Here is a 22,699-nt window from a genome sequence, read left to right as displayed (position 1 = left end):
ACGGGATGCCGTATGTGTCCATCGTGGGGTATGGCACTGACAATCCGTTCCGACCTGGGCTTTTGCTTCGATCGAAGGTTCGGAGTAGTTTTTGCACTGACCAGTCAGTTCAATTGCTGTACACATCCAGGGATGGGGGAAACCGTGCCCGGAATCGGTGTCACGGCCCGCGGCCTCGGGCTCGAAGGCCCACGCGGCTGGGCCTTCCGCGACGTCACGTTCGACGCGGAGCCCGGCTCGCTGCTCGCGATCGAGGGCCCGTCCGGGTCCGGCCGCACCTGCCTGCTGCTGGCGCTCACGGGCCGGATGAGGCCCACCGAGGGAGTGGCCACGGTCGGCGACTGCAAACTGCCCAAGCACCTGGCGGCCGTCCGCCGGGTCGGCGCCGTGGCCAACGTCGCCGGGTTGACCGACCTCGACCCGGCCCTGACCGTCGGCGAGCACCTGCGCGAACGGGCCCTGCTGCAGCGCCGGTTCGGCGACTCGCTGCGGGAGCTGCTGCGGCCGCGCGCCGAGCGCCTGCTGGAGGCGCGGCTGCGGATAGACGCCGCCCTCGCCGCCGCCGGGCTGGACACGGAGACGCTGCCCAAGGGCTCGCGTACCGCCGTACGCGACCTGGAGCGGCTTGAGGCGCTGCGCCTGTCCGTCGCCCTGGCGCTCATCGGCGGCCCGCGGCTGCTCGGCGTCGACGACACCGACCTCAAGCTCTCGGACGCCGAACAGGCGGAGGTCTGGGCGCTGCTGCGGTCCGTCGCCAGGGCCGGGACCACGGTGCTGGCCGTCTGCAGCCAGGCCCCGGAGGACACCATGAACGTGAGCACGTCGGGGAAGGAGAAGGCCGATGCGCTCGCCGAAACTGGCCGCTCTTGAGCTGCGGCGCTTCGGCAGGGGGAAGCTGCCGCGGGCCGCGCTCGTCGCCCTGCTGGTGCTGCCGCTGCTCTACGGCGCCCTGTACCTGTGGTCGTTCTGGGACCCCTACGGCCGTCTCGACCGCATCCCGGTGGCGCTCGTCAACGACGACAAGGGGGCCACCGCCGACGGGAAGCGGATCACGGCCGGCGACGACCTCACCAAGGGGCTGCGCGACAGTGAGGTCTTCGACTGGCACGAGGTGAGCGACGCGCAGGCACGCGCGGGCGTGGAGAACGGCACGTACTACCTGTCGCTGACCATGCCGGCCGACTTCAGCAGGCGGATCGCCTCCAGCGCGGGCGACGCCCCCGAGACGGGCGCGCTGCGGGTGCGCACGAACGACGCCAACAACTACATCGTCGGACAGATCTCCAAGACGGTCTTCAACGAGGTGCGCACGGCCGCGTCCACGAAGGCCTCACGCTCCTTCCTGGACCGGATCTTCATCTCCTTCTCCGACATCCACGGGGCGACCGTGAAGGCCGCGAAGGGCGCCGACCAGCTCAACGGGGGCATAGGGAAGGCGAAGAAGGGCTCCAAGGACCTCGCCGACGGGCTGAAGGACGCCGAGGGCGGCAGCGGAAAGCTGGTCAAGGGGCTGACGAAGCTCCACAAGGGCGCCGGCGACCTGGCGGACGGCTCGCGGCAGGTCGCGGCCGGCACGCAGACGCTCGCGGACAAGGTGAACGCGGTCGACAAGAAGGTGGGCCCGTACCTGAAGGACAACGAGCAGACCATCGGCGACACCGCCCGGCTGGTCGCCCACTCCGCCAAGGGCATCCGCGACAACCTCGACGTCCTGGTGCGGACGGCCCCGGCCGCCGCCAAGGGCGCCCACACCGCCTCCGACGCGCTCGACGCCGTCTACCGGGCGCGCTGCGAGGACCCCGTACTGCCGGACCCGGCCTGCTCCGACCTGAAGAAGGCGAAGGTCGCCGCCGCCGACGTGGCGACGATCGCCGACGACCTGAACACGCTGATCGCCGACCAGGACGGCGACCTGAAGAAGCTCGACGGCAACCTCGCCACCCTCCAGCGGCAGGCCCAGGCGCTCGCGGACCGCGCGCCGCACCTGTCGGAGGACCTCACCGACGCCGTATCCAAGATCAACAAGCTGAACGAGGGCGCCGGGAAGGTCGCCGCGGGCGCGAAGAAGCTGCACCAGGGACTCGGCACGGCGGGCTCCGGCGCCTCGGCCCTGGACAAGGGCATCGGTGAGCTCGAGACCGGCGCCCAGACCCTCGACGGCGGCATGTACAAGCTCGCCGACGGCTCCGGGAAGCTCGCGGGCGGCCTGCACGACGGTGCCGGCAAGATCCCCGACTACGACAAGAAGGACCGCGACCGGCGCACCGAGGTGATGGCCGATCCGGTCGGGCTGGTATCCAAGGACCTGCACAAGGCGCCCAACTACGGCACCGGGTTCGCCCCGTACTTCATCCCCCTCTCCCTGTGGGTGGGCTCGATGGTGGCGTACATGCTGATCCCGCCGATGAACCGGCGCGCGCTCGCCACGGGCGCCCCGGCCTGGCGGATAGCGCTGGCCGGCTGGCTGCCGGTGGTGGCCGTCGGCGTGCTGCAGACGGTGGCCCTGATGTCCGTCCTGCACTGGGCGATCGGCCTGGAGATGGCCCGGGCGGCCGGCACGGTGGGCTTCCTGTTCCTGGTGACGGCGTGCTTCGCGGCGATCGTGCAGTGGCTGAACGCGCGCTTCGGGGCGGCCGGCCGGATCCTCGTGCTCGCCCTGCTGATGCTGCAGTTGACCTCGGCGGGCGGCACGTATCCGGTGCAGACCAGCCCCGGGTTCTTCAACGCGATCCACCCCTTCCTGCCGATGAGCTACATCGTGGAGGCCCTGCGCAGGCTCATCACCGGCGGCGGTCTCGTCCCCGTCTGGCACGCGTGCGTGGTGCTCGTCGCCTTCACGGCCGGCTCCCTCGCGCTGACCGCGCTGTCGGCGCGTCGCCGGCAGGTGTGGACGCTGGACCGGCTGCACCCGGAGCTGACCCTGTGATCCCGAAGAAGGCCCTGCGCACGCGCGTACCTGTGACAATCGGGGCCATGGAACGCAGCAGTCCCACGACCGGCGGCAGCACGCGCCGCGAGGCCACCCGGCAGAAGCTCTACGAGGCGGCCGTCACCCTCATCGCCGAGCAGGGGTTCTCCGCCACCACCGTGGACGAGATCGCGGAGCGGGCCGGGGTCGCGAAGGGCACCGTCTACTACAACTTCGCGAGCAAGTCCGTCCTCTTCGAGGAACTGCTGCGGCACGGCGTCGGACTGCTGACCGCCTCCCTGCGCGAGGCGGCCGAGCAGACGGCGCGGGACGGCGGCAGCAAGGTCGACGCGCTGGACGCGATGATCCGGGCGGGCCTGGTCTTCATCGAGCGCTATCCGGCCTTCACCCAGCTCTACGTGGCCGAGCTGTGGCGCACCAACCGGGCCTGGCAGTCCACGCTGATGGTGGTGCGCCAGCAGGCGGTGGCCGTCGTGGAGGGCGTGCTCCGGGACGGCGTGGAGGGCGGCGAGTTCAGCGACGAGATCGATGTGCCGCTGACCGCGTCGGCCCTGGTCGGCATGGTCCTGGTGGCCGCCCTGGACTGGCAGTCCTTCCAGCCGGAGCGCTCCCTGGACGACGTGCACGCGGCGCTGTCCCGGCTGCTGCAGGGCCGCGTCAGCGGCCGCGACCGGGACTGAGCACGACGGAAAGCGCCGGTCCGTCGTGGCCGCGTCCCCCGCGGGCCACCTCGAACCGGCGCTTCTCCGTACTCCCCCGTGTCCCCCCTTGGGACCCCCGTTGCGGTCGTTCCCCCGGGTTCCCCCGTGCCTCGCTCCCGCCGACCGCGGCCGGCGGAAGGAGCGGATCGTGGGCCGCTCCGTTCCGGCGCCCCGTGTCGCCGGTGCCGGAGCCGCGCCCCTTTCCGTGTCTCCACCTTCTCGTTCGCGCAGGTCGGCCCCCATCCGCGCGCGTACTCATCTCTCCCCCTGAGTACGGATACTCAGGTCTGCGTGCTCATCCTCAGGACGCCGCTTCGCCCACTGGTTACGATCGCGTCCGTGTCCGTACTCCCTCTCGTCTTCACCAGCGGCTGGGCCAGCGGCATCAACGCCTACGCCGTGGTGCTGCTGCTCGGCGTGTTCGGTGCCACCGGGGTGAGCGACGACGTCCCCGAGGCGCTCCAGCGGCCCGAGGTCCTCGTCGCGGCGGGCCTGCTGTTCCTGTGCGAGGCCGTCGCCGACAAGATCCCGTACGTCGACTCGGTGTGGGACTCGGTGCACACCGTGGTCCGGCCGGTCGCGGGCGCCTGGGTCGGGGCGCTGCTCGCCGGGCACAGCGGTTCGGTGAACGACGTGGTGGCGGGCCTGATCGGCGGCTCCACGGCGCTGGCCAGCCACACCGTCAAGGCCGGGACGCGGATGGCGGTCAACACCTCTCCGGAACCGTTCAGCAACATCGTCATCAGCATCGCCGAGGACCTCGGGGTCGGCGGGATCGTGACGTTCGCGATGTTCCATCCGCTCGCGGCGGCCTCGCTCGCCGGCGCGCTGCTGCTGGCCGGGCTGGTGGTGCTGGTGTTCCTGGTCTCCCGGATCCGGCGGTTCCTGCGGCGCAGGGCCCAGCGGCGGGAGGAACGGCGGCTCGCCGCACAGCCCGGTTCACCTCCCGTGCCGTGACTGTCGGTGGCGGTCGATAAAGTCGCGGGCATGGGACGGATTGCGGTGATCGGCGCCGGGACGGGCGCGATGGCGGCCGCCGCCCGGCTGGCCGTCGCGGGCCACCGGGTGACGGTGTACGAGCGTACGGAGACGTACGGCGGCGCGGTGCGCCGCTTCGAGCGCGACGGCTTCGGCTTCGATACAGGTCCCGGACTGCTGACCCTGCCCGCGGTCTGGCGCGATCTGTTCGTCAAGACCGGCAAGGAGCCGCTGGAGGACCGCGTCGAGCTGGTCCAGGTCGACCCGTCCTCCCGGCACGTCTTCGCCGACGGCACGCGGGTGTCCCTGCCGAACGCCTCGCGCGCGGGCGTCGTCGCCGCCCTGGACGAGGCGCTCGGGGCGGCCGCTGGCGAGCGTTGGGGCGACTTCCTGGTGCGGGCCCGCGAGGCCTGGGACCGTACCCGGCGGCCGCTGCTGGAGGAGCCGCTGTGGCCTGACTGGTCGGTGCTGGCCGAGCGCGAGCCCTATCCGGCGGTGGCCCACAAGCGGCTGCTGCGCACCCGGCGGGCGCGCACGCTCGCCGAGGTCGGCGCGTGGGAGCTGCGGGACCCCCGGCTCGCGGCCCTGCTGGAGAGCCACGCCCTCGCCCACGGCCTCGACCCGCGTGTCACACCGGCGAGCGCGGCCGTCCTGCCGTACATGGAGCACGCCTTCGGCCTCTGGTATGTACGCGGTGGCATGCGGGAGTTGGCGCGCGCCGTGTACGAGCGGTGCGTGGCACGCAGGGTCGAGTTCCGCTTCGGCGCCGAGGTGACGGGCGTGCTGGAGAAGGACGGCCGGGCGACGGGGGTGGAGCTGTCGGACGGGACGGTCGCGGAGGCGGACTTCGTGGTGGCCGGTGTCGCGCCGGGGACGCTGAGCCGTTGTGTACGGGGTTCGGCCGTCCGGGGCGACGGCGATGTCCCGGCGCGGCGCGGGCTGCCGAGCCGTCTCACGGTGCTGCTGGCGCTGCGCGGCGGACGCCCGGAGGGGACGGCGCACCGGACCGTGGTGCACGCGGCCGACCGGGAGGCCGAGCTGGACGCCCTGTTCGGAACCCCGTCCGGGGTGGCGGGCCGCCCCACGCTCACCGTCCTGCGTCCCGACGACCCGCGGCTGGTCCCGGACGCCGACCACGAGGCGATCACGCTCACCTCAGTGGTGCCGGCACAGCCCGACGGGAGCGGGGCGGAGTCGGAGGTCTTCGCCGACCTGGCCGAGAAGCTGATCGACGTGGCCGAGCGGGCCGTACCGGATCTGCGCGAGCGCCTGCTGTGGCACGAGGTGCGCACCCCGGCCGACGTCGCCGAGGCGACCGGCGCCGAGGGGGGCGCGGTCCCGCCGCCGGCGCTCGCCGCGGGCGAGGGAGCCCTGCTGCACCCGGCCAACACCACCGCGCTTCCCGGCCTGTTCACCGTCGGCGGCTGGTCGCACCCAGGCGGCGGGCTTCCGCACGCGGGCATGTCGGGCGCGCTGGTGGCCGGCCTGATCGTGGAGGGCCCGGAGTTCCGGGGGTCGCAGTGAGCGGTCGGCGCTGAGGGGCCTCAGAAGCGGTACTGCTGCTCGTCGTACCCGGCGCCGCCCTGCTGCTGGCCGTTGTCCTGGTACGGGTACTGCTGCTCCTGCGGGAGCTCGCCGCCGTAGGTCTCGTCGGTGCGCTGCTGCGGGACCCAGACCCCGCCGGACGGCGTCTCGCCGTACCCGCCGTTGCCGTACTGCTCCTGGCCGTAGCCCTGCTGGCCGTACTGGTCGTAGTTCGCGTCGTAGCCGCCGCCGTACGTCTGGGTGCCGATGTACGGGTCCGAGTAGGCGGCGTACTGCTGCTGGCCGGTGGTGTCGTAGCCGTACTGCTGCTGGCCGTAGCCGGAGTAGTCGTACCCGTAGGTCTGGTCGGCGCCCTGGGCGGCCGTCGCGTACTGGTCCTGGGCCTGGCCGGCGTTGGCGTACGACGGGTCGGCGGCGGCGTACGCGGCGTCGCTGTATATGCCGTACGAACCGGTGTCGTCGGGCAGGGGCTGCGGCTCGTAGACTGCGGTGGTCTCGGCGGCCGTGGGCCGGGCGGGGGTGAAGACGTCGTCGCGGTCGTAGTCGTCGTCCGCGCCGTAGGAGGCACCGTCCTGGGTGTAGGCGGCGCGCTCCGGGCCGTAGTCCGTGTCGGCCTCCGGCTCCAGCTCGGACACCTCCAGGGTGGGGTCCTGGCGCTCCGCCTTGCCGCGACGGCCCTTGAGGCCGGCGCCGAGGCCGTCGCCCTCGGGGCGCTTGACCGCCCAGCCCGCCGAGAAGCCGCGGCGGAACGACAGGGTGACGTAGGTCTGGCCGACCGCGAACGCGGCTGCGCCCAGGCCGATGACGATCACCGAGGGGATCAGGACACCGAGCACGACGCCGAGGAAGCCGGCGAAGGCGAGCAGTCGCCAGCGCAGCCGCGCCTTGTACTGCAGCAGCACCTCGCCCAGCAGCCACAGCGCGACGATGCCGAACGCGATGTAGAGGACCGTCCAGCCCATGTACGCCCCTCTCCCAGTCGCCGCTACGCAGTGTGTCGTATACCCGTGCGGCCGGTCTAGGCCTGCGGGGGGTGATGCAGGCCCAGGTTCTCGTAGATTTCCAGCGTCGCCGTGGAGTTGTTGAGCGTGATGAAGTGCAGTCCGGGGACTCCCTCGGCCAGCAGTCGCGCGCAGAACTCCGTGGCGAATTCGATGCCAATGGAGCGTACAGCGGCCGGATCGTCTTTTGCTGTGAGGATCCGCTCTTTCAGGGCGGAAGGGATGTGAGCGTTGCTGAGCTGCGGCAACCGCTGCAGCATCTTCACACTCGTCACCGGCATCACTTCCGGGATGACGGGCGTCTCGCAGCCCGCCGACGCCACCCGGTCGCGCAGCCGCAGATACGACTCCGGCTGGAAGAACATCTGGGTGATGGCGTAGTCGGCGCCGGCCCGGCACTTGTCGACGAAGCGGGTGACGTCCGTGTCCCAGTCGGCGGAGCGCGGGTGCATCTCCGGGAAGGCCGCCACGCCGACGCAGAAGTCGCCCGACTCCTTGATGAGCTGGACGAGTTCGGCGGCGTAGGTCAGGCCCTGCGGGTGCGGCACCCAGTCGCCCATGGGGTCGCCGGGCGGGTCGCCGCGCACCGCGAGCATGTTGCGGATGCCGGCGTCCGCGTACTGGCCGATGATGTTGCGCAGCTCGGCGATGGAGTGGTTGACGGCGGTGAGGTGGGCGACCGGCGTGAGGGTCGTGTCGACGACGATCTGCTGGGTCTCCCTGACCGTGGTGGCACGCGTGGAGCCGCCGGCACCGTAGGTGACGGAGACGAAGTCGGGAGCCACCGCCTCGACCCTGCGCAGCGCGTTCCACAGGCTCTTCTCGCCCTTGGGGGTCTTCGGCGCGTAGAACTCGAACGAGTACGTCGTCTTGCCGGTCGCGAGGATGTCGCTCACCGTACGTGCGCGATCAGTCCTGGTGGATGCGGTTCCGAGGGCCATACTCGCAGGTTAACCAGGGGCGCCCGGTCCCCCAACCGAGGACCGGGAATTCGCCCGTTTTGTCGCACTGTTGTCCACCCCTTGGACACCCGGGTCCGTCAGGCTCCGGTCAGGGCTGCCGCAGCCGCTTCGCGAACTCCGCGGCGGCCGCGCCGGGGTCGTCCGCCTCGGTGACGGCCCGCACGACCACGACCCGGCGGGCTCCGGCCTCGATCACCTCGTCGAGGTTGCCCAGGTCGATGCCGCCGATGGCGAACCACGGGCGGTCGGTGCCCAGGGCGGCGGTGTGCCGGACCAGGTCGAGGCCCGGGGCGTGGCGGCCGGGCTTGGTGGGGGTCGGCCAGCAGGGGCCGGTGCAGAAGTAGTCGACGCCCTCCTGGACGGCGGCCGCCTCGGCCTCCGCCTCCGCGTGCGTGGAGCGCCCGATGAGCACGTCCTGGCCGAGGATCGCGCGGGCGGCGGGGACCGGGAGGTCGCCCTGGCCCAGATGGAGGACGTCGGCGCCGGCCGCGTGGGCGACGTCCGCACGGTCGTTGACCGCGAGGAGCCTGCCGTGACGGGCGCAGGCCTCGGCGAGGACCTCCAGGTGCTCCAGCTCCTCGGCCGCCTCCATGCCCTTGTCGCGCAGCTGCACGATGTCGACCCCGCCCGCCAGGACGGCGTCCAGGAACTCGGGCAGGTCGCCCTGGGCCCTGCGGGCGTCCGTGCAGAGGTAGAGCCGGGCGTCGGAGAGCCGGGCGCGGGCGTCGGCGCCGGACGTGACGGGCATGCGGGTGTCCCCCGGGTGTGGATGGTGTACGGGCCGGGTACCGGTGCGGCGGGCCGCGTCGGTCCGCGGCCGTGGCCGCACCGGCCACGGCCCGTACTCCGGACGGTGTTCGGGTTGTGCGGGCTGGTTCAGACGGCGAGCGCCTGGGCCCGGCGCTTCACCTCCGTGCCGCGATTCTCGCTCAGGGCCTGCGCGGGCGTGCCGGGCAGGCTGTCGTCGGGCGTGAAGAGCCACTCCAGCATCTCTTCGTCGGTGAAGCCGTCGTCCCGCAGGAGCGTCAGGGTGCCGGTCAGGCCCTTGACGACCTTGTCCCCGTCGATGAAGGCGGCGGGGACGTGCAGCGCGCGGTTCTCCCCACGGCGTACGGCGATGAGCTGGCCCTCCTTGACCAACTGCCGCACACGCGTCACCTCGACATCGAGCATTTCGGCGATATCGGGCAGGGTGAGCCAGGCGGGGACGAGAGCATCGATCTTTGCGTCAATCTCGGTCACGGAATCAAGCCTGCCATCCGGGACCGACAGTCGGAAGTCGGGCCCGCCCGACATGGGGCGTACGGGCTACGCGGTCGCCGCCTTCAGGGGCTTGGCCGGGTCCGCCAGCAGCCCGGCGTCCATCGGGGTGCCCGCCTCGATCAGCCGCCTCCCCTGGGCCAGGTCACGCGGCCTGCCGACCGCGAGCAGCGCCACCAGGCGGTCCTCGCGCAGCCAGCAGACGGACCAGGCCGGTCCGGAGGGGTCGCCGCGCCACACGGTCGTGTCGGCGGACGCGTGGTGCCCGGCGTACTGCACGAACCGGCCGAACTGCTCCGACCAGAAGTACGGGACCGGGTCGTAGACCGCCGGGGGTTCGCCGGTGGCCTCGCCGACGATGTTCGCGGCGACCGTGCGCGGGCCCTGGAGGGCGTTGTCCCAGTGGTGGACGAGCAGGCGCTCGCCGTACCGGGCGGAGGGGAAGGAGGCGCAGTCGCCGACGGCGTAGACGTCCGGCACCGAGGTGCGCAGGCGGTCGTCGGCCAGGACCTCGCGGTGCGCCCCGAGCTCGACGCCGGAGCCGGCGAGCCAGGCGGTGGTGGGGCGGGCGCCGATGCCGACCACGACCGCGCCCGCGGGCACCCGGGTGCCGTCGTCGAGGACGACCGCACCGGGCTCGACACGCTCCACGCGCGCGTGCGTGCGCAGCACGACGCCGGCGTCCCCGTACCAGGCGGCCATCGGGCCGGCCACCTCGGCGGGCAGCGCGCCCGCGAGCGGCCGGTCCGCGGCCTCGACGACGGTCACCGCGCATCCCGCCTCGCGCGCGGCCGTGGCGAACTCGGCGCCGATCCATCCCGCGCCGACGACCACGATGTCGTGCTGCCGGGCGAGCACGGGCCGCAGCCGTTCGGCGTCGTCCAGGGTGCGCAGCAGATGCACGCCGGGCACGCCCTCGGCACCCGGCAGCATGAAGGGTTCGGCGCCGGTGGCGAGGACCAGGACGTCGTAGTGGACCGGCCCGGCCTCGGTGTCCAGCCGGTGCTCGTCGGGGCGCAGGGCCAGCACCTCGCGCCCCAGGCGCAGTTCGATGCCGAGCGCCTCGAAGTCGACGTCGAAGGCGGAGCCCTCGGACTTGCCGAGCAGGACGGCCTTGGACAGCGGCGGCCGGTCGTACGGCTGGTGGGGCTCGGCGCCGATCAGGGTGACGGTGCCGGTGAAGCCCTGTTCGCGCAGGGCGACCGCGGTCTGCACACCGGCCATGCCGGCGCCGACCACGACCACTCGGGGCTGCGACTGCGTCGTCTGCTCGCTCACCTGATCACCATAGACACTGACTATTCGTCAGTCAGGGGTCGTGCTCCGTGAGCTGTTCCACACCGTCGGTGAGCATGGCGGCGGCCGCAGGCTCTCTTACCGAGGCGCGAGGGGTCGGGCTAGGGTGGCCCACGTACAAGCACTCGCGGGAGCCCGGACGCACCGGGCTGAGAGGGAGGCTGGCGGCCTCCGACCGTACGAACCTGATCCGGGTCATGCCGGCGAAGGGAGGGGCTGGACGCCCATGTCGTCACGTACTTCAGACGTCCTCGTCATCGGGGGCGGGATCATCGGCCTGGTCACGGCCTGGCGGGCCGCGCAGCGCGGCCTCGCGACGGCCGTGGTCGATCCCGAGCCGGGCGGCGGGGCCGCCCAGGTGGCCGCCGGGATGCTGGCCGCCGTCACGGAGCTGCACTACGGCGAGCAGACCCTGCTCGGCCTCAACCTGGCCTCGGCCCGCCGCTATCCGGACTTCGCGGCCGAGCTCACCGAGGCCACCGGCCACGACCTCGGCTACCGCCGGTGCGGCACGCTCGCCGTCGCGCTCGACGCCGACGACCGTGCGCACCTGCGCGAACTGCACGCCCTGCAGCGGCAGTCGGGGCTGGAGTCCGAGTGGTTGTCCGGGCGTGACTGCCGGCGCCTGGAGCCGATGCTCGCGCCGGGTGTGCGCGGGGGGCTCCGGGTGGACGGCGACCATCAGATCGATCCGCGGCGGCTGGCGCAGGCGTTGGTGGCCGCGTGCGAACGGGCCGGCGTGGTGTTCCACCGGATGTGGGCCGAGCGCTTCCGGGTCGTACGGGACCGGGCCGCCGGCGTCGTCGCGGCCGACGGCACCGAGCTGGCCGCGGGCCAGGTGGTGCTGGCGGCCGGCAGCCTCAGCGGACGGCTGCCTGGCGTGCCGGACGACGTACTGCCGCCGGTGCGGCCGGTAAAGGGGCAGGTGCTGCGGCTGACCGTGCCCAAGCGGTACGCGCCGTTCCTGAGCCGTACCGTGCGCGCGATGGTGCGCGGCAGCCAGGTCTACCTGGTGCCCCGCGAGAACGGCGAGCTGGTCGTCGGCGCCACCAGCGAGGAGCTGGGCTGGGACACGACGGTCACCGCCGGCGGCGTGTACGAGCTGCTGCGGGACGCGCACGAACTGGTCCCCGGGATCACCGAGCTGCCGCTGACGGAGACGCGGGCGGGTCTGCGTCCGGGCTCCCCCGACAACGCGCCGCTGCTCGGCCCGACCGAGCTGCCCGGACTCCTGCTGGCCACCGGCCACTACCGCAACGGCGTGCTGCTCACGCCGGTCACCGGCGACGCCATGGCCCACGTCCTGGCCACCGGCGAACTCCCCGAAGAGGCCCGTCCGTTCACCCCGAAGCGCTTCGCGCGCGTGGAGCAGCCCGCATGAACGTCTCCGTCAACGGGGAGCCGCGCCAGTTCGCTCCCGGCACGGCCCTGGACGCCGTCGTACGCACCCTGACCCCGGCCCCCTCCGGAGTGGCCGCCGCCCTGAACGAAACCGTCGTCCCGCGCGCGCAGTGGCCCGCGACGCCCCTCTCCGAGGGGGACCGCGTCGAGGTCCTCACCGCCGTCCAAGGAGGCTGACCCATGGCCGACGACCCCTTCGTCATCGGCGGTACGTCCTTCACGTCCCGCCTGATCATGGGTACCGGAGGTGCCCCCAGCCTGGAGGTGCTCCAGCGCGCGCTGGTGGCGTCCGGCACGGAGCTGACGACGGTCGCGATGCGGCGGGTGGACCCGTCGGTGCACGGCTCGGTGCTGTCGGTGCTGAACAGGCTGAGCATCCGCATCCTGCCCAACACGGCCGGCTGCTTCACCGCCCAGGAGGCCGTCCTGACCGCACGCCTGGCGCGCGAGGCGCTCGGCACCGATCTGGTCAAGCTCGAGGTGATCGCCGACGAGCGCACCCTGCTGCCCGACCCGATCGAACTGCTGGACGCCGCCGAGACGCTGGTCGACGACGGCTTCACCGTGCTGCCGTACACGAACGACGACCCGGTCCTCGCGCGCCGGCTGGAGGACGTGGGATGCGCGGCGATCATGCCGCTCGGCTCGCCCATCGGCTCCGGTCTCGGCATTCGCAACCCGCACAACTTCCAGCTGATCACCGAGCACGCGCGCGTGCCGGTGATCCTGGACGCGGGCGCCGGCACGGCCTCGGACGCGGCGCTCGCGATGGAGCTGGGCTGCGCGGGCGTGATGCTCGCCTCGGCGGTGACGCGGGCGCAGGAGCCGCAGCTGATGGCCGAGGCGATGCGGCACGCGGTGGAGGCGGGCCGGCTGGCGTTCCGGGCGGGCCGCATTCCGCGCCGGCACTTCGCGGAGGCGTCGTCGCCGCACGAGGGGCGCGCGCGGCTCGATCCGGAGCGCCCCGCGTTCTGAACGGATGTTCGATCAGATCCGGACGGCGGTGCGAGGTCCGTCACAGCTCGGCTGCAGTACCGCCCCGATCTCACCGGAACCGGCGGCCCTGTCGGTGACGGCTCGTACACTCACCTGCGTGGATACGACCCTTCAGGACCCTCTGGTCGGGCAGGTGCTCGACGGCCGCTATCGCGTGGACGCGCGGATCGCGGTCGGCGGGATGGCCACGGTCTACCGGGCCCTGGACACCCGCCTCGACCGCGTGCTCGCGCTGAAGGTGATGCACCCCTCGCTCGCGGCCGACGGCTCCTTCGTCGAGCGGTTCATCCGGGAGGCGAAGTCGGTCGCGCGGCTCGCCCACCCGAACGTGGTGCAGGTCTTCGACCAGGGCACCGACGGGTCGTACGTCTATCTCGCCATGGAGTACGTCGCCGGGTGCACCCTGCGCGACGTGCTGCGCGAGCGCGGGGCGCTGCAGCCGCGCGCCGCCCTGGACATCCTGGAGCCGGTGCTCGCCGCGCTCGGCGCCGCGCACCGGGCCGGATTCGTGCACCGGGACATGAAGCCGGAGAACGTCCTCATAGGGGACGACGGCCGGGTGAAGGTCGCCGACTTCGGGCTCGTGCGTTCCGTGGACACGGTCACCAACACCACCGGGACCGTCCTCGGCACCGTCTCCTACCTCGCGCCGGAGCAGATCGAGCACGGCACGGCCGACCCCCGGGTCGACGTGTACGCGTGCGGTGTCGTCCTGTACGAGATGCTCACCGGCGACCGGCCGCACGAGGGGGACTCCCCCGCCACGGTCCTCTACAAGCACCTGCACGAGGACGTCCCGCCGCCGTCGGCGGTCGTCCCGGGGCTGCCGTACGAGCTGGACGAGCTGGTCGCGTCGGCGACCGCGCGCACCCCCGACATCCGTCCGTACGACGCGGTGGCGCTGCTCGCGCAGACCCGCGAGGTCCGTGCCGCGCTCGGCACGGACCAGCTGGACGCGGTGCCGCCGCGGGCGGTCGCGGCGGAACACCGGGACATCTCCGAGGACCGTACGAGCGTCATCCCGCGCGCGCTGAACACGCCCCGGCCGCTGCCGGTGAACGAGGAGCCCTCGTTGCACCGCACCAGCCGGCTGGAATCTCCCCCGCCGCTGCCGCCGCGCCCGCGCGAGGGGCGCTCCCGGCGCGGGCCGCTGGCGATCCTCGTCGCGGTCCTGCTGATCCTCGGCGTCGGCACGGGCGTGTGGTACATCAACTCCGGCCAGTTCACCAAGGTCCCGCCGGTGCTGGCGAAGACCCGGACGCAGGCCGAGAAGCAGCTGGGCGACGCCGGGCTGGACCTGGGGACGGTCAAGCACGCCTACAGCGACACGGTGGCCCGGGGCACGGTCATCAGCTCCGACCCCGAGCCCGGCGCCCGGGTCCGGGACAACGCCTCCGTGTCGATCACCGTCTCCGACGGCCCCGAGACCGTGAAGGTGCCCGACGTGCAGGGGCGGACCCTGGCCGAGGCCAGGGCGCAGCTCAAGAAGAGCGGGCTCGAGGCGGGCATGGTGACCCGCGAGTTCAGCGACAGCGTCGAGCGGGGCTCCGTGATCTCCACGGAGCCGGGGACGGGCGTGACGCGGCACGCGGGCTCGGCGGTCGCGCTGACCGTCAGCAAGGGCAGCGCGGTGGACGTCCCGGACGTCACCGGCGAGGACCTCGACTCCGCGCGGTCCGACCTGGAGGACGCCGGTCTCACGGTGAAGGTCGCCGCCGAGCGGATCAACTCCGACTACGACAAGGGCCAGGTCGCCGCGCAGACCCCGCAGGCCGACGGCCGGGCCGCCGAGGGCGACACGGTGACGCTGACGCTGTCCAAGGGCCCGGTGATGGTCGAGGTCCCGGACGTCACCGGCGACAGCGTCGACGACGCGCACAAGGCCCTGGAGGGCGCCGGATTCAAGGTCGACGAGGACCGCGGTCTGCTCGGTCTGTTCGGCGACACGGTCAAGGCGCAGTCCGTGAAGGGCGGCCGGACGGCGCCGAAGGGCTCGACGATCACCATCAAGATCCGGTGACGGAGGGCCACCGGAGGCATGACACCCTGAACGGGTGAAGAGCCGGTACCCCACCCTCCCCCGCAACCCCGTCGGCGGCCACGTCCCCGTGGCCGGCGGCCTGAACTCCGTCGGTCTGAGCTACGCCCGCGACCTCGGGGCCGAGACCGTGCAGGTCTTCGTGGCCAATCCGCGGGGCTGGGCCACACCGCCCGGCAGTCCGCGGCAGGACGAGGAGTTCCGCGCGGCCTGCGCGGCCGAGGCGATTCCGGCGTACGTCCACGCCCCCTATTTGATCAACTTCGGCTCGCACACCGAGGCGACGGTCGAGAGGTCGGTGGAGTCGCTGCGGCACTCGCTGCGGCGCGGGCGGGAGATCGGGGCGCTCGGCGTGGTGGTGCACACGGGCAGCGCGACCGGCGGCCGGGAGCGGTCCGTGGCCCTGAAGCAGGTCCGCGAGCACCTGCTTCCGCTGCTCGACGAGCTGACCCACGACGACGACCCGTTCCTGCTCCTGGAGTCGACGGCGGGCCAGGGCGCCTCCCTGTGCTCGCGCACCTGGGACTTCGGCCCGTACTTCGAGGCGCTGGACGCCCATCCGAAGCTCGGCGTCTGCCTGGACACCTGCCACATCTTCGCCGCCGGGCACGACCTGACCGGCCCCAGCGGCATGCACCAGACCCTCGACCTGCTGGTGGACACGGTCGGCGAGGGCCGGCTGAAGCTGATCCACGCCAACGACTCCAAGGACGTCGTCGGCGCCCACAAGGACCGGCACGAGAACATCGGCGCCGGCCACATCGGCGAGGACCCGTTCCGCGCCCTGATGACCCACCCCGCCACCGACGGCGTCCCGCTGATCATCGAGACCCCCGGCGGCAAGGAGGGGCACGCGGCGGACGTGGAGCGACTGAAAAAACTGCGGGATTCCTGACCCGTTCCGGAATACCCCCAGGGGGTATACGGTTCCTGTCCGGTACAGGAACCGTCACCCGGCATTGGGGGCACTCATGCAGCACGAGGCACACACCGAACACATCCACGAGCAGGAGAGCCACGCCTCCCACGGACACGCCCCCGCGAGCTGGTCCATGGCCGCGCAGGCCACCCTCCACTGCCTCACCGGCTGCGCCATCGGAGAGGTGCTGGGCCTGGTGATCGGCACCGCGCTCGGCTGGGGCAACGTCCCGACGATGATCCTGGCGATCGCCCTCGCCTTCTTCTTCGGCTACTCGCTCACCCTGCGCGGGGTCCTGAGGGCCGGCGTCGGCTTCCGCACCGCCTTCCGGGTGGCGCTGGCTGCGGACACCCTGTCGATCGCCGTGATGGAGCTCATCGACAACGGCGTGATCGTGCTGTGGCCGGACGCGATGGACGCCGGGCTCGGCGACGCGCTTTTCTGGATCTCGCTGGCGATCTCCCTGGCGATCGCGTTCGCGGTCACCACACCCGTCAACAAGTGGATGATCGGGCGCGGCAAGGGGCACGCCGTGGTCCACGCACACCACTGAGCGTCCGGGGACCGGCTCAGAGCTCGGGCCCCTCCCCCGGCTCCTCCTGGTAGGAGTAGCGCTGCTCCTTCCACGGATCGCCGATGTTGTGGTAGCCGCGCTCCTCCCAGAAGCCTCGGCGGTCGGCGGTCATGTACTCCACGCCGCGCACCCACTTCGGGCCCTTCCAGGCGTACAGGTGGGGGACGACCAGGCGCAGCGGGAAGCCGTGCTCCGCCGTCAGGAGCTCGCCGTCCTTGTGGGTGGCGAAGAGGGTGCGGTCGGAGGCGAAGTCGTCGAGGCGGAGGTTGGAGCTGAAGCCGTACTCGGCCCAGACCATCACATGGGTGACGGCGGGGGCGGGCGGGGCGATCTCCAGGATCGCGGAGGCGGGGACGCCGCCCCACTCGGCACCGAGCATGCTGAACTTCGTCACGCAGTGCAGATCGGCGACGACCGAGGTGTACGGCAGCGCCGTGAACTCCTCGTGGTTCCAGCAGTGCTTCTCACCGTCCGCGGTGGCGCCGAAGACCCTGAACTCCCAGCGCTCGGGCCGGAACTTGGGGACGGGCCCGTAGTGCGTGACCGGCCAGCCGCGTTGCAGGCGCTGGCCGGGGGGCAGCCCCGGGTGCACGGAATCTCCGGTTTCTCCTGATGCGCGTTCCACCGGCTGACCCATGTCTCCATCCTGACAGACCGGGGGCGATGCCCATGACCGGCCCCCACCCGATTCGGGCAACTCCTACTAAGCGTGAACTTACTGGACGGCCTCGCACGCCGGTGCAATCATGCGGCGCAACCTGCCCGTTCCCCGGTCGGAAGGAGCCTCTGCGATGCAGGGCGACCCCGAGGTCATCGAATTCCTCAACGAGCAGCTCACCGGCGAGCTGACCGCGATCAACCAGTACTTCCTGCACGCGAAGATGCAGGAGAACTTCGGCTGGACGAAACTCGCGAAGTACACCCGGCACGAGTCGTTCGACGAGATGAAGCACGCCGAGGTGCTCACCGACCGGATCCTCTTCCTGGAGGGGCTGCCCAACTACCAGCGGCTGTTCCACGTACGGGTGGGCCAGACCGTCAAGGAGATGTTCGAGGCCGACCGGCAGATCGAGGTCGAGGCGATCGACCGCCTGCGGCGCGGGATCAAGGTGATGCGCGACAAGGGCGACATCACGTCCGCGAACATCTTCGAGTCGATCCTCGAGGACGAGGAGCACCACATCGACTACCTCGACACCCAGCTGGAACTGGTGGAGAAGCTCGGCGAGGCCCTGTACATCGCCCAGCTGATCGAACAGCCGGAGAGCTGAGCTAGGCCGCTTCGTCGAGGTCCGTGAGCTGTGCGAGGGCCGGGCGGGCCTGGTCCGCCGTCTCCCGGCGCGGGCAGGCGCCTCGGCCGAGGATCGCCTGGATGCGGCGCACGCACGAGCCGCAGTCCGTGCCCGCCTTGCAGGCGGAGGCTATCTGGCGGGGGGTGCAGGCACCGTCGTCCGCGTGCTGCTGGACCTGCGCCTCGGTCACGCCGAAGCAGCTGCACACGTACACGCGGACTCACCTCCCACCTAGATCGATAAGGCTAACCTAACCTTACCCGGCGCTCCGGGGCCGCAAAAGTGGGAAGGGGCGCGGATCGTATGTGATCCGCGCCCCACTTCATGCCCTGGTGGCAGCTCTCGCCGTCACTGGTCCCGGTACATCTCGGCGACGAGGAACGCCAGATCCAGCGACTGGCTGCGGTTCAGCCGCGGGTCGCAGGCCGTCTCGTAGCGCTGGTGCAGGTCGTCGACGAAGATCTCGTCGCCGCCGCCCACGCACTCGGTGACGTCGTCGCCGGTCAGCTCCACGTGGATGCCGCCCGGGTGGGTGCCCAGGCCCTTGTGGACCTCGAAGAAGCCCTTGACCTCGTCGAGCACGTCGTCGAAGCGGCGGGTCTTGTGACCGGAGGCCGCCTCGAAGGTGTTGCCGTGCATCGGGTCGGTCACCCAGGCCACCACCGCGCCGGACGCCGTGACCTTCTCGACCAGCTCGGGGAGCTTGTCGCGGATCTTGTCGGCGCCCATGCGGACGATGAAGGTCAGCCGGCCCGGCTCGCGGTCGGGGTCGAGGCGGTCGATGTACTGCAGCGCCTCCTCGGCCGTCGTCGTCGGGCCGAGCTTGATGCCGATCGGGTTGCGGATCTTCGAGGCGAACTCGATGTGCGCGCCGTCCATCTGGCGGGTGCGCTCACCGATCCACACCATGTGCCCGGAGACGTCGTACAGGTGCCCCGTGCGGGAGTCGACCCTGGTCAGCGCCGACTCGTAGTCGAGCAGCAGGGCCTCGTGCGAGGAGTAGAACTCGACGGTCTTGAACTCCTCCGGGTCGGTGCCGCAGGCCCGCATGAAGTTCAGCGCGTTGTCGATCTCCCGCGCGAGCTGCTCGTAGCGCTGACCGGAGGGGGACGACTTCACGAAGTCCTGGTTCCAGGCGTGCACCTGGCGCAGGTCGGCGTAGCCACCGGTGGTGAAGGCGCGCACCAGGTTCAGCGTGGAGGCGGACGCGTGGTACATCCGCTTCAGCCGCTCGGGGTCCGGGATGCGGGCGGACTCGGTGAAGTCGAAGCCGTTGACGGAGTCGCCGCGGTAGGTCGGCAGGGTCACGCCGTCGCGGGTCTCGGTCGGCTTGGAGCGCGGCTTGGAGTACTGGCCGGCGATGCGGCCGACCTTGACGACCGGCACCGAGGCGGCGTACGTCAGGACGGCGCCCATCTGCAGCAGCGTCTTGAGCTTGTTGCGGATGTGGTCGGCCGACACGGCGTCGAACGCCTCGGCGCAGTCACCGCCCTGGAGAAGGAACGCCTCTCCCTTGGCGACGGCCGCCAACCGGGCGCGCAGCTGATCGCACTCGCCCGCGAAGACGAGCGGCGGATACGACTCGAGGTCCGCAACGACTGCGCGCAGAGCCTCAAGGTCGGGGTACTCGGGCTGCTGCGCCGCGGGCAGATCTCGCCAGGTGTTGCCAGCGCTCGCGCTGGTCTTAGCGTTCACGGTCACCCCCCAAACATTACGGGGTCGTGTCACGGCTCCAGGACCATGCCCAACAAATGAGACACCGCGTACGCGGTACGGACATGGGGTAGGGTGCGTCGCATGTTCGCGCACTCGACCCAGAACTGGTGGTGGACCGCTCATCCGGCGGCCCACTGACTGCGCGTACGCAAGACTTCGCGAAGGCCGCCCGAGGGGCGGCCTTCGGCGTTTCCCGGGGGTCCGTTCCTCTCCAGCGAGAAGGAAAACGGACTCATGCATCTGGTCGACCTGCTCGACGATCCCCGACCGTTCGCCCTGCTGCGCCGCCGCACGCCGGGCCACGACGAGAACACCGTGGAGGTGCTGCTCGGCCCGGTCTCCGCGTGCGACCGGCTCGCCGACCTCCCGGACGATGGCCTCGCGCTCGTCCCCTTCCGGCAGATCCGCGAACGCGGCTTCGACGTGCGGGACGACGGCACGCCCCTTCTGGTGCTGACGCCCGAAGTGGTGTGTGACATGACACTGGACGAGGCGCTCGCCACCCTGCCCGCCCACGACGTCCGCGTCGACCGTGGCGGCTTCGACGTGGACGACGAGGAGTACGCGGAGATCGTCGGACGCGTGCTGCGCGAGGAGATCGGGCAGGGCGAGGGCGCCAACTTCGTCGTCCGGCGGACGTACGAGGGTGAGATCCCCGGGTTCTCCCGCGCCGACGCCCTGGCGCTGTTCCGGCGGCTGCTGGAGGGCGAGCGGGGCGCCTACTGGACGTTCGTCGTGCACACCGGCGAGCGGACGCTGGTGGGCGCCAGCCCGGAGGTGCACGTCCGGATGTCCGGCGGCACGGTCGTGATGAACCCGATCAGCGGGACGTACCGCTATCCCGCCGAGGGCCCCACCCCGGAGCACCTGCTGGACTTCCTCGCCGACTCCAAGGAGATCGAGGAGCTGTCGATGGTCGTCGACGAGGAGCTCAAGATGATGTGCACCGTCGGTGACATGGGCGGGGTCGTGATCGGGCCGCGGCTGAAGGAGATGGCCCATCTCGCGCACACCGAGTACGAGTTGCGCGGGAAGTCCTCGCTGGACGCGCGCGAGGTGCTCAAGGAGACCATGTTCGCGGCGACCGTGACCGGCTCGCCCGTGCAGAACGCCTGCCGGGTCATCGAGCGGCACGAGGTCGGGGGGCGCGGCTACTACGCGGGCGCGCTGGCCTTGCTCGGCCGAGACTCCGGCGGCGCCCAGACCCTCGACTCCCCCATCCTCATCCGCACCGCCGACATCGACGCCGAGGGCCGGCTGCGGGTGCCGGTCGGCGCCACCCTCGTACGGGGTTCGGACCCGGCGAGCGAGGTCGCGGAGACCCACGCGAAGGCGGCCGGGGTACTGGCGGCGCTGGGCGTACGTCCCTCCCGGCCGCGTACGGAGCACACGCGCGTGCGTCTCGCCGACGACCCACGCGTGCGTGCCGCGCTCGACGGGCGCCGGGCCTCGCTCGCCCCCTTCTGGCTGCGGATGCAGGAGCAGGCCGCGGAGCTGACCGGGCACGCCCTGGTCGTGGACGCCGAGGACACCTTCACGGCGATGCTCGCGCACGTGCTGCGCGCCGGCGGACTGGACGTGACGGTCCGCCGCTACGACGAGCCGGGCCTGCGGGAGGCCGTTCTCGCGCACGCGGGACCCGTCGTCCTCGGGCCCGGCCCCGGCGACCCCCGCGACCTGGACGACCCGAAGATGCGGTTCCTGCGCGAGCTGACTGCCGAGGTGATCAGCACGCACCGGCACGGTGTGCTGGGCGTCTGTCTCGGGCACGAGCTGATCGCGGCCGAGCTGGGGCTGGAGATCGTCCGCAAGGAGGTGCCGTACCAGGGCGCGCAGACGGCGATCGACCTGTTCGGGCGGGAGGAGACGGTCGGCTTCTACAACAGCTTCGTGGCGCACTGCCCCGACGAGGCGGCCGAGGAGCTGGCCGCGCACGGCGTCGAGGTGGCCCGGGCCGGCAACGGCGAGGTGCACGCCCTGCGCGGGCCGGGCTTCGCGGGCGTGCAGTTCCACCCGGAGTCGGTCCTGACGCTGAACGGCGCCTCGGTCGTCGGTGACCTCGTCGCTCAGGTGCGCGGCACGAGCACGTTCTCCGAGCGGCGGCCCGCCCGGTAGTCGAGGACGTTCTGCACGGTGGCCTCGATGATCTGGCCGACGGCGTCCCGGGTGTAGTACGCCTGGTGCGAGGTGACGAGGACGTTGGGGAAGGTGACCAGGCGGGCCAGGGTGTCGTCCTCGATCGCCTCCAGGGAGCGGTCGACGAAGAACAGGCCCGCCTCCGCCTCGTACACGTCGAGGCCCACGCCGGTGAAGCGGCCCTCGCGCAGTTCGGCGACGAGGGCCACGGTGTCGATCAGGCCGCCGCGGCTGGAGTTGACCAGGATCGCGTCGTCCTTCATCCCCTTGAGCGCGTCGGCGTCGATGAGGTGCTGCGTCTGCGGCATCAGCGGGACGTGCAGGGTGATCAGGTCCGACTCGGCGAGGAGCTGCTCCTTGGGGACGTACTTCATGCCGAGTTCCACGCAGGCGGGGTTCTCGGCGACGTCCCAGCCCAGCAGCCGCATGCCGAAGCCGTGGGCGATCCGGGCGAACGCCTCGCCGATCTTGCCGGTGCCGAGGACGCCGGCGGTGCGGCCGTGCATGTCGCGGCCCATCAGCCCGTCGAGGCGGAAGTCGAAGTCACGCGTGCGCGTGGAGGCGCGCACGATGCGGCGGTTGACCGCCATGGCGAGGGTCCAGGCGAACTCGGCGACGGAGTACGGCGAGTAGTACGAGACCCGGGCGACGGTCATGCCGAGCCGCTCGGCGACCTTGAGGTCGATGTTGTTGAAGCCGGTGGAGCGCTGGGCGATCATCTGCGTGCCGCCGACCGTGAGGGTCTGCAGGACGCGGTTGCCCAGGCCGCAGTTGACACTGGTGCAGACGATCTCGTATCCGGCCGCGATCGGGGCGGTGTCCTCGTTGAGGAAGACGTCGAGACACCGGACCTCGTGCTGTCCCTCGAAGGCCCGCTCGATCAGGGGCTTCTCGTCCGCCTGCACTCCGAAGGCAAGAATCTCCACGAACCGCTCCCGTTGCGATGGGTTATGGG

23 protein-coding genes and 1 riboswitch are annotated in these 22,699 nt (G+C 71.7%); of the genes, 14 read left to right on the top strand and 9 right to left on the bottom strand.

The window, feature by feature from the left end:
- The first annotated feature begins 132 nt into the window (after positions 1-132).
- The 5 genes from ACQF4J_RS33250 (at position 133) to ACQF4J_RS33230 (ending at position 6,132) form a co-directional block, all read left to right on the top strand.
- Positions 133-870, top strand: a complete 738-nt coding sequence (locus ACQF4J_RS33250) for an ATP-binding cassette domain-containing protein (RefSeq protein ID WP_427167511.1) — start codon at positions 133-135, stop codon at positions 868-870.
- Positions 842-2,926, top strand: a complete 2,085-nt coding sequence (locus ACQF4J_RS33245) for a YhgE/Pip family protein (RefSeq protein WP_427167510.1) — start codon at positions 842-844, stop codon at positions 2,924-2,926. Before ACQF4J_RS33250 ends, ACQF4J_RS33245 begins: the two co-directional genes overlap by 29 nt.
- A 47-nt stretch (positions 2,927-2,973) precedes the next feature.
- Entirely contained in the window at positions 2,974-3,609 is a 636-nt protein-coding gene (locus ACQF4J_RS33240) for a TetR/AcrR family transcriptional regulator (protein WP_351562215.1), read from the top strand.
- 360 nt (positions 3,610-3,969) lie between these two features.
- Positions 3,970-4,587: a DUF4126 domain-containing protein gene (locus ACQF4J_RS33235; RefSeq protein ID WP_351562218.1), complete on the top strand. Its 618-nt coding sequence runs from the start codon at positions 3,970-3,972 to the stop codon at positions 4,585-4,587.
- 30 nt (positions 4,588-4,617) lie between these two features.
- Positions 4,618-6,132: a phytoene desaturase family protein gene (locus tag ACQF4J_RS33230; protein WP_427167509.1), complete on the top strand. Its 1,515-nt coding sequence runs from the start codon at positions 4,618-4,620 to the stop codon at positions 6,130-6,132.
- Positions 6,133-6,152: 20 nt separating this feature from the next.
- Here the strand turns inward: ACQF4J_RS33230 and ACQF4J_RS33225 are convergent, their stop codons facing one another.
- From ACQF4J_RS33225 to ACQF4J_RS33205, 5 genes are all read right to left on the bottom strand, one after another.
- On the bottom strand, positions 6,153-7,115 hold the full coding sequence (locus ACQF4J_RS33225) for a hypothetical protein (protein WP_427167508.1): 963 nt from the start codon (positions 7,113-7,115) through the stop codon (positions 6,153-6,155).
- A 56-nt stretch (positions 7,116-7,171) separates the two neighbouring features.
- Complete coding sequence (gene metF, locus ACQF4J_RS33220; RefSeq protein WP_351562226.1) at positions 7,172-8,095, bottom strand: methylenetetrahydrofolate reductase [NAD(P)H]; 924 nt, start codon at positions 8,093-8,095, stop codon at positions 7,172-7,174.
- 109 nt (positions 8,096-8,204) lie between these two features.
- Positions 8,205-8,864: a thiamine phosphate synthase gene (gene thiE / locus ACQF4J_RS33215; RefSeq protein WP_351562229.1), complete on the bottom strand. Its 660-nt coding sequence runs from the start codon at positions 8,862-8,864 to the stop codon at positions 8,205-8,207.
- A gap of 128 nt (positions 8,865-8,992) precedes the next feature.
- Complete coding sequence (locus ACQF4J_RS33210) at positions 8,993-9,358, bottom strand: Rv2175c family DNA-binding protein (protein ID WP_142151406.1); 366 nt, start codon at positions 9,356-9,358, stop codon at positions 8,993-8,995.
- 66 nt (positions 9,359-9,424) lie between these two features.
- Positions 9,425-10,654: an NAD(P)/FAD-dependent oxidoreductase gene (locus ACQF4J_RS33205; protein ID WP_351562232.1), complete on the bottom strand. Its 1,230-nt coding sequence runs from the start codon at positions 10,652-10,654 to the stop codon at positions 9,425-9,427.
- A gap of 135 nt (positions 10,655-10,789) precedes the next feature.
- Positions 10,790-10,901, top strand: a riboswitch (TPP riboswitch).
- Between ACQF4J_RS33205 and thiO the strand changes: the two genes are divergently transcribed.
- The 6 genes from thiO (at position 10,899) to ACQF4J_RS33175 (ending at position 16,579) form a co-directional block, all read left to right on the top strand.
- Entirely contained in the window at positions 10,899-12,053 is a 1,155-nt protein-coding gene (thiO, locus tag ACQF4J_RS33200; RefSeq protein ID WP_351562235.1) for a glycine oxidase ThiO, read from the top strand. It overlaps the preceding riboswitch by 3 nt.
- Positions 12,050-12,250 (top strand): sulfur carrier protein ThiS, encoded by a 201-nt coding sequence (gene thiS, locus ACQF4J_RS33195; protein ID WP_351562243.1) that lies wholly within the window; start codon positions 12,050-12,052, stop codon positions 12,248-12,250. Before thiO ends, thiS begins: the two co-directional genes overlap by 4 nt.
- 3 nt (positions 12,251-12,253) lie before the next feature.
- On the top strand, positions 12,254-13,048 hold the full coding sequence (locus ACQF4J_RS33190) for a thiazole synthase (protein ID WP_427167503.1): 795 nt from the start codon (positions 12,254-12,256) through the stop codon (positions 13,046-13,048).
- A 118-nt stretch (positions 13,049-13,166) separates the two neighbouring features.
- On the top strand, positions 13,167-15,089 hold the full coding sequence (gene pknB, locus ACQF4J_RS33185) for a Stk1 family PASTA domain-containing Ser/Thr kinase (RefSeq protein ID WP_351562249.1): 1,923 nt from the start codon (positions 13,167-13,169) through the stop codon (positions 15,087-15,089).
- A 34-nt stretch (positions 15,090-15,123) separates the two neighbouring features.
- Positions 15,124-16,002: a deoxyribonuclease IV gene (locus ACQF4J_RS33180; RefSeq protein ID WP_351562252.1), complete on the top strand. Its 879-nt coding sequence runs from the start codon at positions 15,124-15,126 to the stop codon at positions 16,000-16,002.
- Between the two features lie 76 nt (positions 16,003-16,078).
- The gene (locus ACQF4J_RS33175) at positions 16,079-16,579 is read left to right on the top strand and encodes a DUF4396 domain-containing protein (RefSeq protein ID WP_351562255.1); all 501 of its coding nucleotides are present in this window, start codon (positions 16,079-16,081) and stop codon (positions 16,577-16,579) included.
- Positions 16,580-16,595: 16 nt separating this feature from the next.
- Here ACQF4J_RS33175 and ACQF4J_RS33170 read toward each other — a convergent pair whose 3' ends face one another.
- Positions 16,596-17,237, bottom strand: coding sequence for a sulfite oxidase-like oxidoreductase (locus ACQF4J_RS33170; RefSeq protein WP_351798728.1), 642 nt, complete (start codon positions 17,235-17,237; stop codon positions 16,596-16,598).
- A 154-nt stretch (positions 17,238-17,391) separates the two neighbouring features.
- On the opposite strand from ACQF4J_RS33170, the gene bfr reads away from it, so the two are divergent.
- Positions 17,392-17,871: a bacterioferritin gene (bfr, locus tag ACQF4J_RS33165; RefSeq protein WP_133042876.1), complete on the top strand. Its 480-nt coding sequence runs from the start codon at positions 17,392-17,394 to the stop codon at positions 17,869-17,871.
- A 1-nt stretch (position 17,872) separates the two neighbouring features.
- Here bfr and ACQF4J_RS33160 read toward each other — a convergent pair whose 3' ends face one another.
- Positions 17,873-18,106 carry a (2Fe-2S)-binding protein gene (locus ACQF4J_RS33160; RefSeq protein WP_351562261.1) on the bottom strand — a complete coding sequence of 78 codons (234 nt, stop codon included), beginning with the start codon at positions 18,104-18,106 and terminating at the stop codon, positions 17,873-17,875.
- Positions 18,107-18,240: 134 nt separating this feature from the next.
- Positions 18,241-19,593 (bottom strand): class II 3-deoxy-7-phosphoheptulonate synthase, encoded by a 1,353-nt coding sequence (locus tag ACQF4J_RS33155; protein ID WP_351562263.1) that lies wholly within the window; start codon positions 19,591-19,593, stop codon positions 18,241-18,243.
- Between the two features lie 96 nt (positions 19,594-19,689).
- On the opposite strand from ACQF4J_RS33155, the gene ACQF4J_RS33150 reads away from it, so the two are divergent.
- Positions 19,690-19,746, top strand: a complete 57-nt coding sequence (locus ACQF4J_RS33150; protein ID WP_071528813.1) for a trp operon leader peptide — start codon at positions 19,690-19,692, stop codon at positions 19,744-19,746.
- A 96-nt stretch (positions 19,747-19,842) separates the two neighbouring features.
- The gene (locus tag ACQF4J_RS33145; RefSeq protein ID WP_427167502.1) at positions 19,843-21,723 is read left to right on the top strand and encodes an anthranilate synthase family protein; all 1,881 of its coding nucleotides are present in this window, start codon (positions 19,843-19,845) and stop codon (positions 21,721-21,723) included.
- Here the strand turns inward: ACQF4J_RS33145 and ACQF4J_RS33140 are convergent.
- Entirely contained in the window at positions 21,675-22,670 is a 996-nt protein-coding gene (locus ACQF4J_RS33140; RefSeq protein ID WP_351562269.1) for a 2-hydroxyacid dehydrogenase, read from the bottom strand. The two genes, ACQF4J_RS33145 and ACQF4J_RS33140, sit on opposite strands and share 49 nt — an antisense overlap.
- Between the last annotated feature and the right edge of the window lie 29 nt (positions 22,671-22,699).

The sequence above is a fragment of the Streptomyces sp. C1-1 genome (genome assembly GCF_050214755.1).
Lineage (GTDB): Bacteria > Actinomycetota > Actinomycetes > Streptomycetales > Streptomycetaceae > Streptomyces.
This window is presented reverse-complemented; position numbering and strand designations above follow the sequence as displayed.

What these genes read in the sequence shown, in the direction of transcription:
- ACQF4J_RS33145 (WP_427167502.1), top strand. Translation starts at nt 19,843, where the DNA reads ATGCATCTGGTCGACCTGCTCGACGATCCCCGACCGTTCGCCCTGCTG.
- ACQF4J_RS33175 (WP_351562255.1), top strand. Translation starts at nt 16,079, where the DNA reads ATGCAGCACGAGGCACACACCGAACACATCCACGAGCAGGAGAGCCAC.
- ACQF4J_RS33170 (WP_351798728.1), bottom strand. Translation starts at nt 17,237, where the DNA reads ATGGGTCAGCCGGTGGAACGCGCATCAGGAGAAACCGGAGATTCCGTG.
- thiO (WP_351562235.1), top strand. Translation starts at nt 10,899, where the DNA reads ATGTCGTCACGTACTTCAGACGTCCTCGTCATCGGGGGCGGGATCATC.
- ACQF4J_RS33190 (WP_427167503.1), top strand. Translation starts at nt 12,254, where the DNA reads ATGGCCGACGACCCCTTCGTCATCGGCGGTACGTCCTTCACGTCCCGC.
- ACQF4J_RS33245 (WP_427167510.1), top strand. Translation starts at nt 842, where the DNA reads ATGCGCTCGCCGAAACTGGCCGCTCTTGAGCTGCGGCGCTTCGGCAGG.
- metF (WP_351562226.1), bottom strand. Translation starts at nt 8,095, where the DNA reads ATGGCCCTCGGAACCGCATCCACCAGGACTGATCGCGCACGTACGGTG.
- ACQF4J_RS33250 (WP_427167511.1), top strand. Translation starts at nt 133, where the DNA reads ATGGGGGAAACCGTGCCCGGAATCGGTGTCACGGCCCGCGGCCTCGGG.
- ACQF4J_RS33240 (WP_351562215.1), top strand. Translation starts at nt 2,974, where the DNA reads ATGGAACGCAGCAGTCCCACGACCGGCGGCAGCACGCGCCGCGAGGCC.
- ACQF4J_RS33230 (WP_427167509.1), top strand. Translation starts at nt 4,618, where the DNA reads ATGGGACGGATTGCGGTGATCGGCGCCGGGACGGGCGCGATGGCGGCC.
- ACQF4J_RS33225 (WP_427167508.1), bottom strand. Translation starts at nt 7,115, where the DNA reads ATGGGCTGGACGGTCCTCTACATCGCGTTCGGCATCGTCGCGCTGTGG.
- thiS (WP_351562243.1), top strand. Translation starts at nt 12,050, where the DNA reads ATGAACGTCTCCGTCAACGGGGAGCCGCGCCAGTTCGCTCCCGGCACG.
- thiE (WP_351562229.1), bottom strand. Translation starts at nt 8,864, where the DNA reads ATGCCCGTCACGTCCGGCGCCGACGCCCGCGCCCGGCTCTCCGACGCC.
- bfr (WP_133042876.1), top strand. Translation starts at nt 17,392, where the DNA reads ATGCAGGGCGACCCCGAGGTCATCGAATTCCTCAACGAGCAGCTCACC.